The sequence below is a fragment of the Chitinophaga sp. W2I13 genome, from assembly GCF_050434005.1.
Lineage (GTDB): Bacteria > Bacteroidota > Bacteroidia > Chitinophagales > Chitinophagaceae > Chitinophaga.
In genome coordinates this window covers 3,106,991-3,121,326 of sequence record NZ_JBNPWD010000001.1, presented here as the reverse complement: position 1 = coordinate 3,121,326, position 14,336 = coordinate 3,106,991, and the positions used below count along the sequence as shown (strand labels likewise).

The window sequence follows — 14,336 nt, the reverse complement described above, 5'->3', positions numbered from 1 at the left end:
TCTGGTGGCTGGCTTTTATAGAAAGCCAGCCCCGGGAAAGGCTAAAAGCTTTTCTATGCTTCACTTAATTACAGGCGGCGCCCGTTCGGGTAAAAGCAGGTACGCACAGGAGCTGGCCTTATCACAAAGCGCTCACCCGGTATATGTGGCTACCGCCAAAGTATGGGACGATGACTTTGCACAGCGCATACAACGGCATAAAGCAGAAAGAGGATCCGCATGGGTGAACTATGAAGAAGAGCTGTATGTAAGCCGGCTCCCGCTGGACGGCCATACCGTAGTGATCGACTGTATTACCCTGTGGCTCACCAACTTCTTTACTGAACATCATTACCATACCGATAATACCCTCCAGGCCATCCAGGCAGAAATACACGCACTTCACCAGAAAGCAGGTACTTTTATTATTGTGACCAATGAAATTGGAATGGGCGTGCATGCCGAAACGGAAGCGGGGCGCAAGTTTACAGACTTACAGGGCTGGGTGAACCAGTACATTGCCCGTATAGCCGGCACCGTTACCCTGATGGTTTCCGGCATTCCGGTTGTAATTAAAAAAGACGCGTAAAAAAATTCCTCATGATGAATGATATCCGGATAACACCTGTATCACCCGAGCTGAGAACTGCCTTACAGGACAAGATAGATCAGAAGACCAAGCCGCCCGGATCACTCGGCAGACTGGAACAAATTGCCTTGCAGGCCGGCCTGGTGCAAAATACGCTGGCGCCTTCCGTGAAGAACCCGGCTATCATTGTATTTGCAGGCGATCATGGCATCGCTGCAGATGGACAGGTAAATCCTTTTCCACAAGCCGTTACCGCGCAGATGGTGTATAATTTTCTGAATGGCGGCGCAGCCATCAACGTGTTTTGCAGGCAGCATCAGCTAGACCTGACAGTAGTAGATGCCGGGGTAAACCATGAGTTTGCGCCGCATCCGCAATTGAAAGACCGTAAGATGGGTATGGGTACGCAAAACTTTTTGCATATGCCGGCCATGTCGCTGGACCAATGTAAACTGGCCATGCAGGCAGGCGCCGCCGAGGTAAAGCTGCTCCATGAAAAAGGTTGCAATGTGGTTGGTTTTGGAGAAATGGGCATCGGTAATACCTCCGCGGCATCGTTGCTGATGAGCCACTTTACCGGGATAGCGGTGGCCGAATGTACCGGCGCCGGCACCGGCAGCAACACGCAGCAACTGGCGCAAAAAAGAGCTATTCTGCAACAGGTAATGGCTAAACATGCCTCGCCGGCATCGCCGGAGCAGGCCCTCGCTACATTTGGCGGCTTTGAAATTGCCATGATCTGCGGCGCCATCCAGCAGGCTGCTGCCTTGAAAATGCTGATAGTAATAGATGGCTTTATTGTAACCGCCGCTTTGCTGGCAGCCGTAAAAATGCAACCTGCGGTGAAAGACTATTGCATCTTCGCCCATTGCTCCGAAGAAAAAGGGCATAAAGCCATGCTGCAGCATCTTGAAGTAACGCCGTTATTACAAATGGACATGCGTTTGGGAGAAGGCACCGGCGCGGCCCTGGCAATCCCGCTGATTCGAAGTGCGGTCGCTTTTTTGGAAGAAATGGCCAGTTTTAACAGTGCGCAGGTATCAAACCGTACGATATGAAAAAACAGTGGCAGCTATTGCTAACCGCTATCATGTATTATACGCGTATACACGTTCCCGTTAATATCCCCTACTCCCCGGAGATGCTCAGCAAAGCTACCCGCTATCTCCCGTTGATAGGATGGATAACCGGCGCAATTATGATAGGCGTATTGTACATCCTGGGGGGCATTGCTCCGCCAATGGTGAGCATTTTGCTGGCGATCATTGTGGGCGTATGGGTAACCGGCGCTTTTCATGAAGACGGTTTTGCCGACATGTGTGATGGTTTTGGCGGCGGTTGGACCAAAGAGAAGATCCTGGAGATCATGAAAGACAGCCGCATTGGCACTTACGGGATGCTGGGGCTGTTGCTGATCATGACTCTTAAATACCTGTCGCTCCGCGAACTGTCGCTTTATAAAGTAATGCTCACGATTGCAAGTGCGCAGCCACTGAGCCGCTTTGTTGCGGTAACGGTGGTGTATACCCACAAATATGTCCGTGAAAACGAGGACAGCAAAGCGAAGCCCATTGCCCAGGGCATTTCTTTACCGGACCTGGGAATAGCCGCCATATGGGGTTTTATTCCTTTTATTGCAGCCATGATTTACCTGCATAACTATACCCTGCTGCTTACCCTCCCCACCCTGCTACTGGCCCGCTGGTATATGGTGCGGCTCATGCAGAAATGGATAGGCGGCTATACCGGCGATTGCCTGGGCGCCGTACAGCAGGTATCGGAAACTGTTATTTATTTATGCTTTTGTATTCTTACATGGAAATATATCTGATCCGGCATACCACACCGGCAATAGAAAGTGGTATTTGTTATGGCGCCTCGGACGTGGATGTAGCAGGCAGTTTTGATACCGAAGCAGCCCGTATAAAGCCACTCCTGCCGGCCGGCCCTGTAGATGTATACACCAGCCCTTTGCAGCGTTGTGAAAAGCTGGCAGCCGCCTTGTATGGCAGCCATTACATTAAAGACGACCGGCTAAAGGAAATGAATTTTGGCAACTGGGAAATGTTGCCCTGGGATAACATCAGCAAAAATGCGTTAAGCAAGTGGGCCGATAACGTAGTATTTGAGCACATTCCGGGCGGGGAAAGCTATGAAGAATTATATAACCGTAGTATACAGGTTTTGGAAGAAATAACCGCCACCGGAAGGGATACCGTGTTAATTACACACGGCGGGGTGATCCGCTGTATAGTGGCGCATGTGACCGATACGCCGCTCGTGGATGCGTTCGATATTTCGGTGGATTATGGGCATATTTCGCATTTGCAAGTGGAGAACGGGGAGGTAAAAGTGATATTTTCTAATCTGTAAACAACTGTCTTTAAGCCAATTATATTAATATTTTTAAATATCTTCCTAAAAAACAAAAAAACTGGTAATTCGTGCTAACTTTATGTTTGCATATACCGTATATAAAAGCACATAATAAAATCTGTTATAATGACAACATCTTTTCTGAACATCCCGCTTTTGTTTTTGCAGGAAATAGGTATCAAAGAATTACTGCTGATAGCATTAGTAGTATTGTTATTGTTTGGTGGTAAGAAGATACCTGAGCTGATGCGTGGTTTGGGTAGCGGCATACGTGAATTTAAAGATGCCAAAGATGAACCAGGCAAAAAAGGAACTAAAGCTGACGCGACAGACGCCAAAGCGAATTAAATTCCTGTTATAAAAACGAACGGCAAATTGCGCATTCAGCATGCACGATTTGCCGTTTTTTTATGCATCCCCGCCATTGGTCAGGCTGCAATCTGTACTTCTCCCCCGAGGTTTGAAGTACCTTTATTGTTCACTGATTCATATCTTTTTTTAAAATACCAGGCAGAGGCTATCATCATTACTATGCCGGTAACGGATACACCCAGTACTGCATCCATAAAAAACTGGCTCCACGACAAAGCCATGCCGCTGAAGTTTTTAAACAGCATCACCAGCACACTTCCCAGGTAGCCAAAAGAATCGGCCACATAAATGATAAAGCCCACATTGCTGACGTATTTAAACACTGCGATAAGGCGTTCAAAGAAAATACAGTTAAACGGAATATAACCCATATACAGACCCAATCCGGTTAAAGTCATCCACCATACCGGGTCAAGCCGGTGCTGCTTGTATAACAGGGTACTGATCAATGCCACCAGAAATCCCGTGATCACAATAAAGTGATTCAGCATAAAGGCATGGAAATTATTCTTCACAAATACCAGCAACCCCATAATCACAATGATAGCCACTGACACAGGAATTTCGGTTTGGGTGAAGATGCCCGCCTGGGCCCCATAACCAAGATCTTTCCAGATATCTGCCGCAAAATTATCCCGCATATCCCTTAATACGGTGAGCAACACATAGCTGGCAATCAATAGCACCAGCCCCGGTAAAAAAGCCTGGAGAAACGCCTTTCTCTCCGGTTTATTCATAGGCGCGCGGCGTGTTCTCAATTGCTCATCTGCTGCTGTAGGAGACGGTATCTGTTCCAGCAGCAATATGCAGATCATGATAGGCACTATAAAAATAAGGCCCGTGATAAAAGGCATCCAATACTCTGTTACATGCCAGTTCACCACCGTCATTTTACCTACCGACTTTACAAATCCGGAAGAAAAAATAAAGCTGACAGACAACACCGCACCCATAAACTCTGTGCTGCGCCGGCCTTCCAGGTAACTGAACACCAGCCCCCAGATCATGCCCAGCGGAAACCCATTGAGAAAAAGAAATACGATATTATAAGGCGCCGGTACCACCGCAAAACAAAACAGCGCTATCCACGCTATCCCTATCAACACCATAATACTCTGCGCGCGCTTGTTCCCCTTCATTTCCGCAATAAAACGGATACCATAAAATTTACTGCAGGCATAACCAATTGTTTGGGTAATTACCAACCAGATCTTGTAATCAATACCCAGGAAAGTAACGCCCTCGAAAATCCCCGCCGTAAAAGGCTTACGGAAAGCATACATGCAGGAATAAGTACCAAAGGCCACCAGGGCTGCATACAATGAAAATGTAAGATGATGCGCCTGTTGCAACCGCTTCTGTATCCAGGTAATATTCAACATCGTAAACAAATGGTTTGGGACAAAGGTGCGGGTCCAATGTAAACCCATTGTTAACAAATGCTAACCTTAATGTTAAGTATTATTAAACACAGGTGCGAATTTTGTCTTTCTCGCTGATTACGCTGATTATACTGATTAGTTTGATTTTTACTTTTGGATTTTAAAGGATTAAGGGAAATAGAAGCGAATATATTCGCTTTCATCTCCCTAAATTATTAATCTAAAAATCTAAAAAAATCCAAAAGTAAAAATCAAACTAATCAGTATAATCAGCGTAATCAGCGAGAAAGACAAAATCCGCGTCACACTCCTATTTCAGCAGCCACATATCCGCGTTGATGTCATCTGTGGTACCGCCAAACTGGTTTTTCAGGGAGGCGGTCCAGTTGATGGTATTGGAAGAGCGGTCGGAATCAGGATACTTGAAACGTTTGGGGATAATGCCGCTGTTGCCCGTACCGGAGCCTACGCTGAAAGTGGGGATACCGGTTCTTCTCCAGTTGATATAAGCTTCCCAGCCGGAGTTTTCAAAAAAGGCGAGGTATTTCTGGGTCAGGATTTGCGCAAGTCCCTGTGCATTGTTGCCTTTGTATTGCACGTTCGCTTGTTTATAATAGCTATTTTCAAAATCGAATGGCACTTCATAACGTTGACCACCATACGTTTTAATGATGGAGCCGGCAGCTTCGGCCGGAATGCCATAAAAGCTGAGAGAAGCTTTGATTCCTTTTTTATACCAGGCTTCTGCATCTGCCTGAATCCAGCCACGGTTGGCCGCTTCGGCCAGGTTAAAGCATAACTCCGGAAAACCAAGCAATACGCCCGGCTCAGCGGCATAGCTGCTGTAATAGCGGCTGCGGCTTCGAACGGAATATACTGCATTATTTACATCAGACATTTTTGAAGACATGTTATCCAGGCTTTCACCGGAAGCGGCGCCCACATAAGCAGTGATATCAGCTGGTGACTTACCCAGCTTATTCACCTGTTCTGTGGCTGGTTCTGCGGTTATATATGCCCGCGGATCATTGAGCGCTACCAGTGTATTCAGGTAGGTGGCAGACATATTATACCTCGTAGCATCAAAACCCAGGTTATCCGGGTTGGATGGATACTTGTTGATGTTGTTGTAGATAAATTGCAGGTTCTGATCGGCCGATTCCATCAGCGGATATTTAGCAGGATTGCTAACAATATCTTTAAACTGCTGGGCTACTTTCAGATCAGCATCGGCTGTTTTCTTACTTAAAGTGATGAGCACCCGTAAACGGAAAGTGTTTACAGCGCGCTGCCATTTGCCGAGGTCATTGCCATAATAAAAATCACCTTTCAGCAACTGTCCTTCGGCGGTATTGCTTTTATCCGGGTTGGCAATCTGCTGTCCCAGCTGTGTGTTGGCTTCATCGAGCCATTGCAGGATCTGAACAAACACTTTCTTCTGTTCATCATATGCCGGCGTCAGGTTATCTTTCCCCTGTAGGGCATCTTTCATTGGTAAATCCCCTACCAGGTTGGTCATACGATAAAAGAACCAGGCCCGGAAAAACTTACCCAAAGCAGAATATGGATTCACTGCCTGTCCGCCTAAACGGGTAGCTTCCACTTCCATTTTCTGCACGTTGGTCATGCTGTAATAACTGTTGAGGTCTGCACCACCCCAGTCGTAACGCTGATCGCCGTAATAGTTGTAATTACAGCAATCGAACTGGTTCCAGCGCATCACATTGCTCCATGGTTTATCTGTATTCATATCTGCCAGTACACCGCCCAATACCAGGCTGGGAGGCGTTTGTGCAGGCTTGTTGCTGTTGATGGCATAGTCATCGTACTTCTTGTTACAGCTGCTGAGTACAGCACCTGTTAAAGCAAGGAAGGTTAATATTTTGAAAGATTTCATACAATACATTGTTTTAAAGTGACAGATCAGAAGCTGAGATTGATATTAAAGCCATATCTCTTCGTAGTAGGTGTTTGCAGGGTAGAAGCACCCTGGTCCGCACCCGGATACTGATCGAGATCCACATCTTTGTTCTTTGCAAAATAGAGCAGGTTCCTGCCTACAAAAGATATATTGGCTGATCTGATAAAAGTGCCTCTCAGTATGGTTTGCGGCAGTGCATAACCGATGGTTACCTCACGGAGTTTTGCAAATGTTTTGCTGATCAGGTTAGCTTCGTTGGTTCTGTAGTATACGCTGATATAATCCTGCAGGAATGTTTTGGTGGTATTGCCTTCATACTGCAGCTTATCGTAGTTGGTAACATTACCGTTGTTATCATACTGGATAGGTACGTTGTTGCTCACCACTACGCCCTGGCCCAGGTAAGATTTTACACCTTTATAATCCTGGTAGCGAGCCTCTCCCATTGCGCCTTCTGTGGTAAGGATATTACGTCCGCCACGGAAAGTTTGCTGCTGGATATAATCGATCATGTTTCCACCTACGCGGCCATCGAACTGGAAGCTGAGGCTGATGCCCTTATAACTGAAACTATTGTTGATACCCCAAACCCAATCGGCGCTGGCGTTACCGAGGAACTGCTGTGTTGGATTCACCACCGGGCGGCCATCCGAACCGTTAATGATTTGTCCGTCGGCTGCTCTCACGAAAGTGGTACCGTAGATTTTATCTACCCGGTCGCCCACGCCTACAAAGGCGTTCAGCTTATCTTCCCCGTCGTAGATCTTGGTATACTTTTCCTGAAAGGTAGACCAGTTGGCGGTTACGTTCCAGTTAAGACCATTCGGGTTTCTGAGCGGACTGCCATTCAGTGATACCTCGTAGCCTGTTTTACGGGTGTTTACGCCATTGATACGGTTCTTTGCATAGCCGGTTGCACTTGGAATAATTACATCGTAGATCTGCGGGCCATTCTCACTGGTGAAATAGGTACCGTCTACGCCTATACGATTTTTCAGGAAACGGATATCCACGCCTGTTTCCACCACCTTGCTGGCAAATGGTTTCAGGTCGGGATTAGCGATCGTTTGTGAAATATAGGCGCCTGCCTGGTTCTGGTAAACCGGGGCCACATTATAGAAAGAAGTATTGTAGATAGGGCCGTCATAAGACGACTGGTATTCAGAACCATATCCGAGCGGGTAGGTAGCCAGCGGTGTAGCGCCGATGGTGGCCTGCGTAAAGCCGCCTTTTACGTTAGCATAGGAGCCGCGCAGCTTCAGGAAGGAAACCACTTCCGGCAGCTGGATATAATCCGACAATACGGTGCTGACTGCAACAGATGGATAAGAGTATACGTTATTTTGTATGGGCAGGTTAGAGGCTTTATCGATACGGTCTGTGAGGGAGATGGTAGCATATTTCCCCAGGTCTATATCTATATAACCATAAGCGCTCAATACCAGCATAGGTGCGTAGTAGTTGGTAGCAAACAATGGATCGCGGCTGTTGGCAAATCCGTACCATCCCGGCGCATTGAGGTAACCGGTAGACACGTAGCTGGAGTTATACCTGTAAGAACGTGCATTACCGCCTACAGAAGCGTGGATGCCTATTTTATGGGGAAAGGCATTGGTGTAAGACAACAGTACATCGGTGTTGTTTTCAAACATGCTGCGTTTGTCTTCCCGGTAATCGCCTTTTCCTTCTTCACGACCATAAGGGTGTGCGGAGAAAGGCACTTTTTCATTCCTCATCAGGTCGTAGGTAGTGATTTGTGTGCGGGCGAGCAGTTCCAGCTTATCGCTGAACTTATAGTTCAGTTTTGCATACCCGTTTACGTCTGTTTTATAGTGGCCGCGTAACCATTCGTAGGTCATGAACCAGGGGTTATGATAACGTTGATATTCCGCGTAAATAGATTGGATACCTTCTTTGCCTGGCTGCCAGTAGTTGCGCATATCGTCCATGCTCCAGTCGGCGCCCGCCCATATCAGGGTGTTATAGATGATACTGTTGGGGCCATAGGTTACATCCGGGAAATTGTTGGAATACTGGCGGTTATAGTTCATGTAGGCATCCAGTCGTAACCGGGGGTTGAAGTTATAACCTGCGGAGATATTGAAATTGGTAATGTTCAATGAGGTGTTGGGAACAATTCCTTTCTGATAGGAATGCGACAGGGAGAAGCGCAGATCGGCTTTTTCTGTGTGGGAAGATACCGCGATGTTGTTGGTGCTCAGCATACCTGTTTGCAGGAAGCGTTGCAGGTTGTTTTTACCGCGGGCAATCCATGGTGTGCCGGTACGTTTACCTGTTGCCGGGTCTACCGGGCTATCGTACTGAGGGATGAGCTGCCCTTCGAATTTAGGGCCCCATACGTCGTAGTCGCCATCGTTGGTTCCACCACCTTTACCATCTACAAAAGCATATTTACCATGATCGCCGGGACCGTATTCATCCTGTACTTTTGGGATGGCATTGAATCCTTTTTCGAACATGGTACTGGAGTTAAAATCAATAGAAAGGCCGCGCTTATCTTTTGTTCCTTTTTTGGTGGTGATCATGATGGCGCCATTGAGGCCACGGGAGCCATATAATGCGGAAGCAGTTACCCCTTTCAGTACGGTATAGCTTTCAATATCATCGGGAGAAATATTCCAGGTATCAGAATTAATGGGTACGCCATCTACTACATACAAACCTATATTATTACCGCGGAGCAATACCAGCGGGGCCGACAGCAATTCAGCAGAAGCGCCTACGGTGAGACCGGCTACCTTACCAGCCAAACCATTTACCGGGTTGGGTTCTCTGGCTTTGATCAGGTCCGCTCCTTTTACTTCCTGTACAGCATAACCTACCCGTTTTACTTCTTTTCGTATACCCAGGGCCGTTACCACCACTTCGTCGAGGGCCTTTTTATCCGGCTGAAGGATGATAGTTACATCTGAAGCGCCTTTCAGTGCGTACTGTTCAGGGAGGAAGCCAATAAAGCTGACCTGGAGTACATCGGTGCTGGTGGCGGAGATAGTGAAGCTGCCGGAGGCGTCGGTAACAGCGCCGCGGTTGGCGCCTTTTACTTTAACGGTAGCTCCTATTACCGGCTGGCGGTCGTCGCCTGCAATAACTTTTCCTGTAACTGCCTGCTGGGCATGTACAGATAGGGTGATAAACAGCAGCAATAACATGGCGCATAGCTGCCTTTTGAGCGCCCGATGTAGATTTGATTGCATGTAAATGTAGGTTTGGATAATTTTATTTTACATGCAAAGCTCAAAATCCTATGTGACCGGAATGTTAACCTATACTAAATTTAATGTTAAGTATTTGTAATCCTTATTTGTCGTTGTCGAGGAAGAAATATACGACCAGGATCTGTGCATTGTCCTGGCCTATGTTGCGGGGTTTGTGTCCGAGGCGGCCGTCGAAGAAGAGGGAGTCGCCTTCTTCCAGCACGTATTTTTCGTTATCGATGAGGTATTCAACGGTGCCTTTGATAATATATTTATACTCATAGGCATCAGTTTTTACTGTCTGTGAGCGGTGGGCGCCTTTTTTCAGTTCCAGCAGCACGATATCTACCGGGAAATTCTTTACATTTTTGGTGAGCACCCTTTTATAAACAAATCCTTTGGCGGGTTCTTTTTCAAACTCCTGGTAGGCGGCTTTTTGTTTGATGATGACTTTTGCGCTTTGGGTTTGCTGATCGATTTCGTTGAAGAACTCGTTCATATCCAGCCGGAGGGCCTTGATAATATTAATGAGTACCAGCAGGGAGGGTACTGTTCTGTTATTCTCTATCTGGGATATCAGCCCTTTACTCACCTCGGCCCTGTCGGCCAGCTCCTGGATGGTAATTCCTTTTGCCTTTCTCTTTTCTTTGATCTTATTACTGATCTGAATGATGATATCCTCTGTCATACTAAACGTAATTAAAACAAATATAAGCAGAAAGCGGCCAGGATAAAAACGTTCATCAATCTCCCTATATTTACACAAAATAGCATTCATGTTCAGCATCGACCAAATTCTGGCCATTACCTTTACGTTATTTGCAGTGATTGATATTGTTGGCTCTATCCCGGTACTGGTGTCCCTGAAGGAAAAGCTCGGACATATAGATGCCGGCAAAGCCACGCTGGCATCGGGTTTCCTGATGATTCTATTCCTGCTGGTAGGGGAACCTTTCCTTAAACTTTTGAGCGTAGACGTACACTCCTTTGCTGTAGCGGGTTCTATCGTAATATTTGTAATCGGGCTGGAAATGATCCTGGGGCTGGAGTTTTTTAAAACAGACCCTGATGCCAAAGCCGGCAGCGTGGTACCTATAGCCTTTCCGCTGATCGCCGGATCCGGTACCCTGACCACGATTATGTCGCTCAAGGCCAACTTCGGACAATATAATATCCTGGCAGGCATCTGCCTCAACCTGGTGATCATATACCTCGTGCTCCGTAGCCTGAACTATATAGAACGCTTGCTGGGCAAGGCCGGGCTGATGGTCCTCCGTAAATTTTTCGGGGTGATCCTGCTGGCTATTGCCGTAAAAATCTTTAAAAGTAATATCAATCTTTAATGCAATTTGGGATTCTACATTAGAAAATGTAGATTTGCGCGAGTTTTATGGCCTCGTAGTACAATGGATAGTATAAGAGTTTCCGAAGCTCCAGATTCAAGTTCGATTCTTGACGAGGCTACCACATCAACGCCCAATTGCAGTATAACTGGAATTGGGCGTTTTTCATTTGATCCCAGCAGCTTTTTGAAGTTTGCAATATCTGAATCATTTATTAACTTCGGACGACACCGGTCACCTGAAAAATTAAAGTACCGGATTTAACGATTAACCCATCCCTGATTTAATCTATGAAAACATTATCATCGCTGTTATTGCTAACAGGTATCGTGTCTATAGGTCACGCGCAAACCTATATTAACAATCAGACTACGCTGCAGCCTTCGTCAAATTTTTACATTTCCGGAACAGCGCAATCTAACACCTTGAAAACAACGGCGGGTACAAGTGCCACAGGAACGGCCCACTTCCATATGTTCACCGGCGACGGCAATACGCCTGCTAATCTCAGATGGACCCAAGCCTTTATTGGGGCTGAGGGAGCTTCTGATGCGGGGGCCGACTTCAGAATATTCCGGTATTCAAACACCGGTGCTTTCCTGGGAACCGGATTGGCTATAGAAAGGGCAACCGGAAATGTAACCATCCCTGGTTTTCTCGCCACCAACATTATTAATACGAATAATAGTGCCGGGGCGTTAAGCATTTTCGCCGGCGCGGCCAGCGTTAACAGCCTTCGCGGCGCAGAAATAGATCTTCGTGGTGGCGGATACAGCACCACTCCCGGTGAAATGTCATTCCATACAGGGATAGGCGGTGGTGGTACATCACAGCCGGAGAGAATGCGTATTAATGCCAATGGATTAGTTACGATGGGATACGGCTTGTTGTTGAATAATGCAACTTCCAATAATATAAGCTTCAATGCAGTGGGCTTGGCCGGACCCTCTTTTACCACGAGGAGCATTGGCAGTAAAGTTATTTTGTGGAATTCCCCATTGAATGCTACTACTTCCGGCTGGGACATCGGGATGGAAAATAGTCATATGTGGTTTGGCATCCCTGCAGCTTTAAACACCCAGGGCTTTAAATTTTATGGAGGTATTACGCAGATTGGCAGAATTGATGGCATGGGAGCAACCGATTGGGAAGGACAAGGCAGGTTTAAAGGTTGGTATACCGCCAACGGAACCGGCCCTGCTGCAGAAATAGGGATGTCTGGCGGACGGGCATCCTTCATTGGATTTGACCGGACACCCGGAGCCACGAAATATCTACCCGTGCTGCTTGTTGGAGGTACCACAGCAAATAATCAAAAAACGCTCATTATTACCGATGTTGGCGTTGGCATCGGAACATATACTCCACAGTCGGAGCTTTCCGTTAAAGGCACCATTACCGCCCAGCGGGTAAAAGTAACCCAGGCTGGTTGGGCAGATTATGTATTCCATCAAAGTTATCAGCTTCCTTCTTTAGCGGAAGTAGAACGCTATGTGCGCTCTAACCAGCACCTGGAAGGCATTCCTTCTGCAGCCGAAGTAGAAAAAGAAGGTATAGATGTAGGAGAGATGAATAAGAAGTTACTGGCGAAAGTAGAGGAATTAACGTTGTACCTGATAGAACAGAATAAGAAGATCACGGCGTTGGAAGAATGGAAGAAGCAGCAGGAAAAACTCCCTGTTCATCCATAATTACCAGGACATACTATTAATCTGTAAGCTACCGGCAACTTCCAGGATTGCCGGTAGTTTATTTTTATAACCCTTCCATAACGGAAAGTCTTACCTCTCTATGCCCGGTGCTGAAAATCGAGACTTGCCACTGCATTCGTGAAGCATTGCATATAATAAAAAACATATTCAACAAAGCGATTTTTACAGCAGGAAAGCGTTTATTTGTATGTTAATGTTTAGCTTTGCAAGCGATTTTCAGGGGATTTTTAGAAGTAAATGTATATCCTGAATTTCATTAAGCCGCGGAAATCCATAAAGCGCTAATTGGGCGCTGAATGCCGGTTAAAATCATTCATCCTGATAATAATTATCCATGAATAATTATAAAATACCTGTTTACCGACCTTCTTTAGGAGAACTGGAAAAGAAAAATGTGCTCGAGTGTTTGGACTCTACCTGGATTTCATCAAAAGGAAAATTCATCACCGAATTTGAAAAGGGGTTTGCTGACTATTTAGGTATGGATCATGCAGCAGCTGTTTGTAACGGCACCGTTGCGCTGCACCTGGCATTGGTAGCATTGGGTATTGGCAGCGGAGATGAAGTGATAGTACCTACTTTAACCTACATCGCATCTGTAAACGCCATCGCCTATACCGGCGCCACACCCGTTTTCGTTGATTCAGTAGCGGAAACCTGGCAGATCAGCCCGGCAGACGTGAAGAAAAAGATCACCAGCAAAACCAAAGCAGTGATTGCGGTTCATTTGTACGGACATCCCTGTGAAATGGATACACTGGCTGCTATATGTAAAGCGCATGACCTTTTTCTCATAGAAGACTGCGCAGAAGCCATTGGCAGTAAATACAAAAACAAGTATGCCGGCACCTTTGGCGATATTTCTACCTTCAGTTTCTTCGGTAATAAAACAATCACGACAGGCGAAGGTGGCATGGTAGTAACAAACGACCAGACCCTTTACGACCGCATGGTGCATTTCAAAGGGCAAGGGCTGGCTAAGCACCGGGAGTATTGGCACGATGTGATCGGCTATAATTACCGCATGACAAACATCTGTGCGGCTATCGGAGTGGCACAGCTATCAAGGGTGGAAGAAATCATCACCCGAAAAAGAGAAATTGCAAAAGCATACCAAAATGTCTTTAACGGCAGCAGTGTTACTTTTCATGCCGAAGCTGAAAATGCTTTTCATTCCTATTGGATGTGCTCCATCCTGGTAAAAAATGCCGATGAACGGGACGAATTGCGGGACGTCCTTAAAAAGGCCGGCGTTGAAACAAGACCACTCTTTTATCCCGCCCACACCATGCCGATGTACTCCGGTAAATATGAACGACATATCATAGCCGAAGACTTAGGCTGGAGAGGTATCAATCTTCCAAGCTTCCCTGAACTGACTTTTGAAGAGATCACCTACATCTCTAATCTCATTCTTGACTATTATAAAAACAGGGAAACCGTTTGA

12 protein-coding genes and 1 tRNA gene are annotated in these 14,336 nt (G+C 46.5%); 9 read left to right on the top strand and 4 right to left on the bottom strand.

Annotated elements, in window-relative coordinates:
* The first annotated feature begins 55 nt into the window (after positions 1 to 55).
* From cobU to tatA, 5 genes are all read left to right on the top strand, one after another.
* Positions 56 to 568: a bifunctional adenosylcobinamide kinase/adenosylcobinamide-phosphate guanylyltransferase gene (gene cobU, locus QFZ48_RS12850; protein WP_429042444.1), complete on the top strand. Its 513-nt coding sequence runs from the start codon at positions 56 to 58 to the stop codon at positions 566 to 568.
* A gap of 11 nt (positions 569 to 579) precedes the next feature.
* Positions 580 to 1,626, top strand: coding sequence for a nicotinate-nucleotide--dimethylbenzimidazole phosphoribosyltransferase (cobT, locus tag QFZ48_RS12845; protein ID WP_429042445.1), 1,047 nt, complete (start codon positions 580 to 582; stop codon positions 1,624 to 1,626).
* Positions 1,623 to 2,399, top strand: coding sequence for an adenosylcobinamide-GDP ribazoletransferase (locus tag QFZ48_RS12840; RefSeq protein ID WP_429042448.1), 777 nt, complete (start codon positions 1,623 to 1,625; stop codon positions 2,397 to 2,399). Before cobT ends, QFZ48_RS12840 begins: the two co-directional genes overlap by 4 nt.
* The gene (gene cobC, locus QFZ48_RS12835) at positions 2,384 to 2,941 is read left to right on the top strand and encodes an alpha-ribazole phosphatase (RefSeq protein WP_429042451.1); all 558 of its coding nucleotides are present in this window, start codon (positions 2,384 to 2,386) and stop codon (positions 2,939 to 2,941) included. The genes QFZ48_RS12840 and cobC overlap by 16 nt, the downstream gene beginning before the upstream one ends.
* Positions 2,942 to 3,070: 129 nt before the next feature.
* Positions 3,071 to 3,292, top strand: a complete 222-nt coding sequence (tatA, locus tag QFZ48_RS12830) for a twin-arginine translocase TatA/TatE family subunit (protein ID WP_370908531.1) — start codon at positions 3,071 to 3,073, stop codon at positions 3,290 to 3,292.
* Between the two features lie 80 nt (positions 3,293 to 3,372).
* On the opposite strand, the gene QFZ48_RS12825 is transcribed toward tatA, so the two are convergent.
* The 4 genes from QFZ48_RS12825 to QFZ48_RS12810 all read right to left on the bottom strand — a co-directional run bounded on the left by QFZ48_RS12825 (position 3,373) and on the right by QFZ48_RS12810 (position 10,522).
* Positions 3,373 to 4,698, bottom strand: coding sequence for a DUF5690 family protein (locus QFZ48_RS12825; RefSeq protein WP_429062519.1), 1,326 nt, complete (start codon positions 4,696 to 4,698; stop codon positions 3,373 to 3,375).
* 310 nt (positions 4,699 to 5,008) lie between these two features.
* Positions 5,009 to 6,595 carry a SusD/RagB family nutrient-binding outer membrane lipoprotein gene (locus QFZ48_RS12820; protein ID WP_429062517.1) on the bottom strand — a complete coding sequence of 529 codons (1,587 nt, stop codon included), beginning with the start codon at positions 6,593 to 6,595 and terminating at the stop codon, positions 5,009 to 5,011.
* A 26-nt stretch (positions 6,596 to 6,621) separates the two neighbouring features.
* Positions 6,622 to 9,834 (bottom strand): SusC/RagA family TonB-linked outer membrane protein, encoded by a 3,213-nt coding sequence (locus QFZ48_RS12815; protein ID WP_429062515.1) that lies wholly within the window; start codon positions 9,832 to 9,834, stop codon positions 6,622 to 6,624.
* Positions 9,835 to 9,937: 103 nt separating this feature from the next.
* The gene (locus tag QFZ48_RS12810; RefSeq protein ID WP_429042459.1) at positions 9,938 to 10,522 is read right to left on the bottom strand and encodes a helix-turn-helix domain-containing protein; all 585 of its coding nucleotides are present in this window, start codon (positions 10,520 to 10,522) and stop codon (positions 9,938 to 9,940) included.
* Between the two features lie 88 nt (positions 10,523 to 10,610).
* Here QFZ48_RS12810 and QFZ48_RS12805 point away from each other — a divergent pair, with 88 nt between their 5' ends.
* The 4 genes from QFZ48_RS12805 (at position 10,611) to QFZ48_RS12790 (ending at position 14,336) form a co-directional block, all read left to right on the top strand.
* A complete protein-coding gene (locus QFZ48_RS12805) occupies positions 10,611 to 11,177 on the top strand; it encodes a MarC family protein (protein WP_111579865.1) in 567 nt (188 codons plus the stop codon).
* Between the two features lie 49 nt (positions 11,178 to 11,226).
* A tRNA-Arg gene (locus tag QFZ48_RS12800) sits at positions 11,227 to 11,301 on the top strand.
* A 166-nt stretch (positions 11,302 to 11,467) separates the two neighbouring features.
* Entirely contained in the window at positions 11,468 to 12,868 is a 1,401-nt protein-coding gene (locus tag QFZ48_RS12795; protein ID WP_429042461.1) for a hypothetical protein, read from the top strand.
* Between the two features lie 355 nt (positions 12,869 to 13,223).
* A complete protein-coding gene (locus QFZ48_RS12790) occupies positions 13,224 to 14,336 on the top strand; it encodes a DegT/DnrJ/EryC1/StrS family aminotransferase (RefSeq protein WP_429042464.1) in 1,113 nt (370 codons plus the stop codon).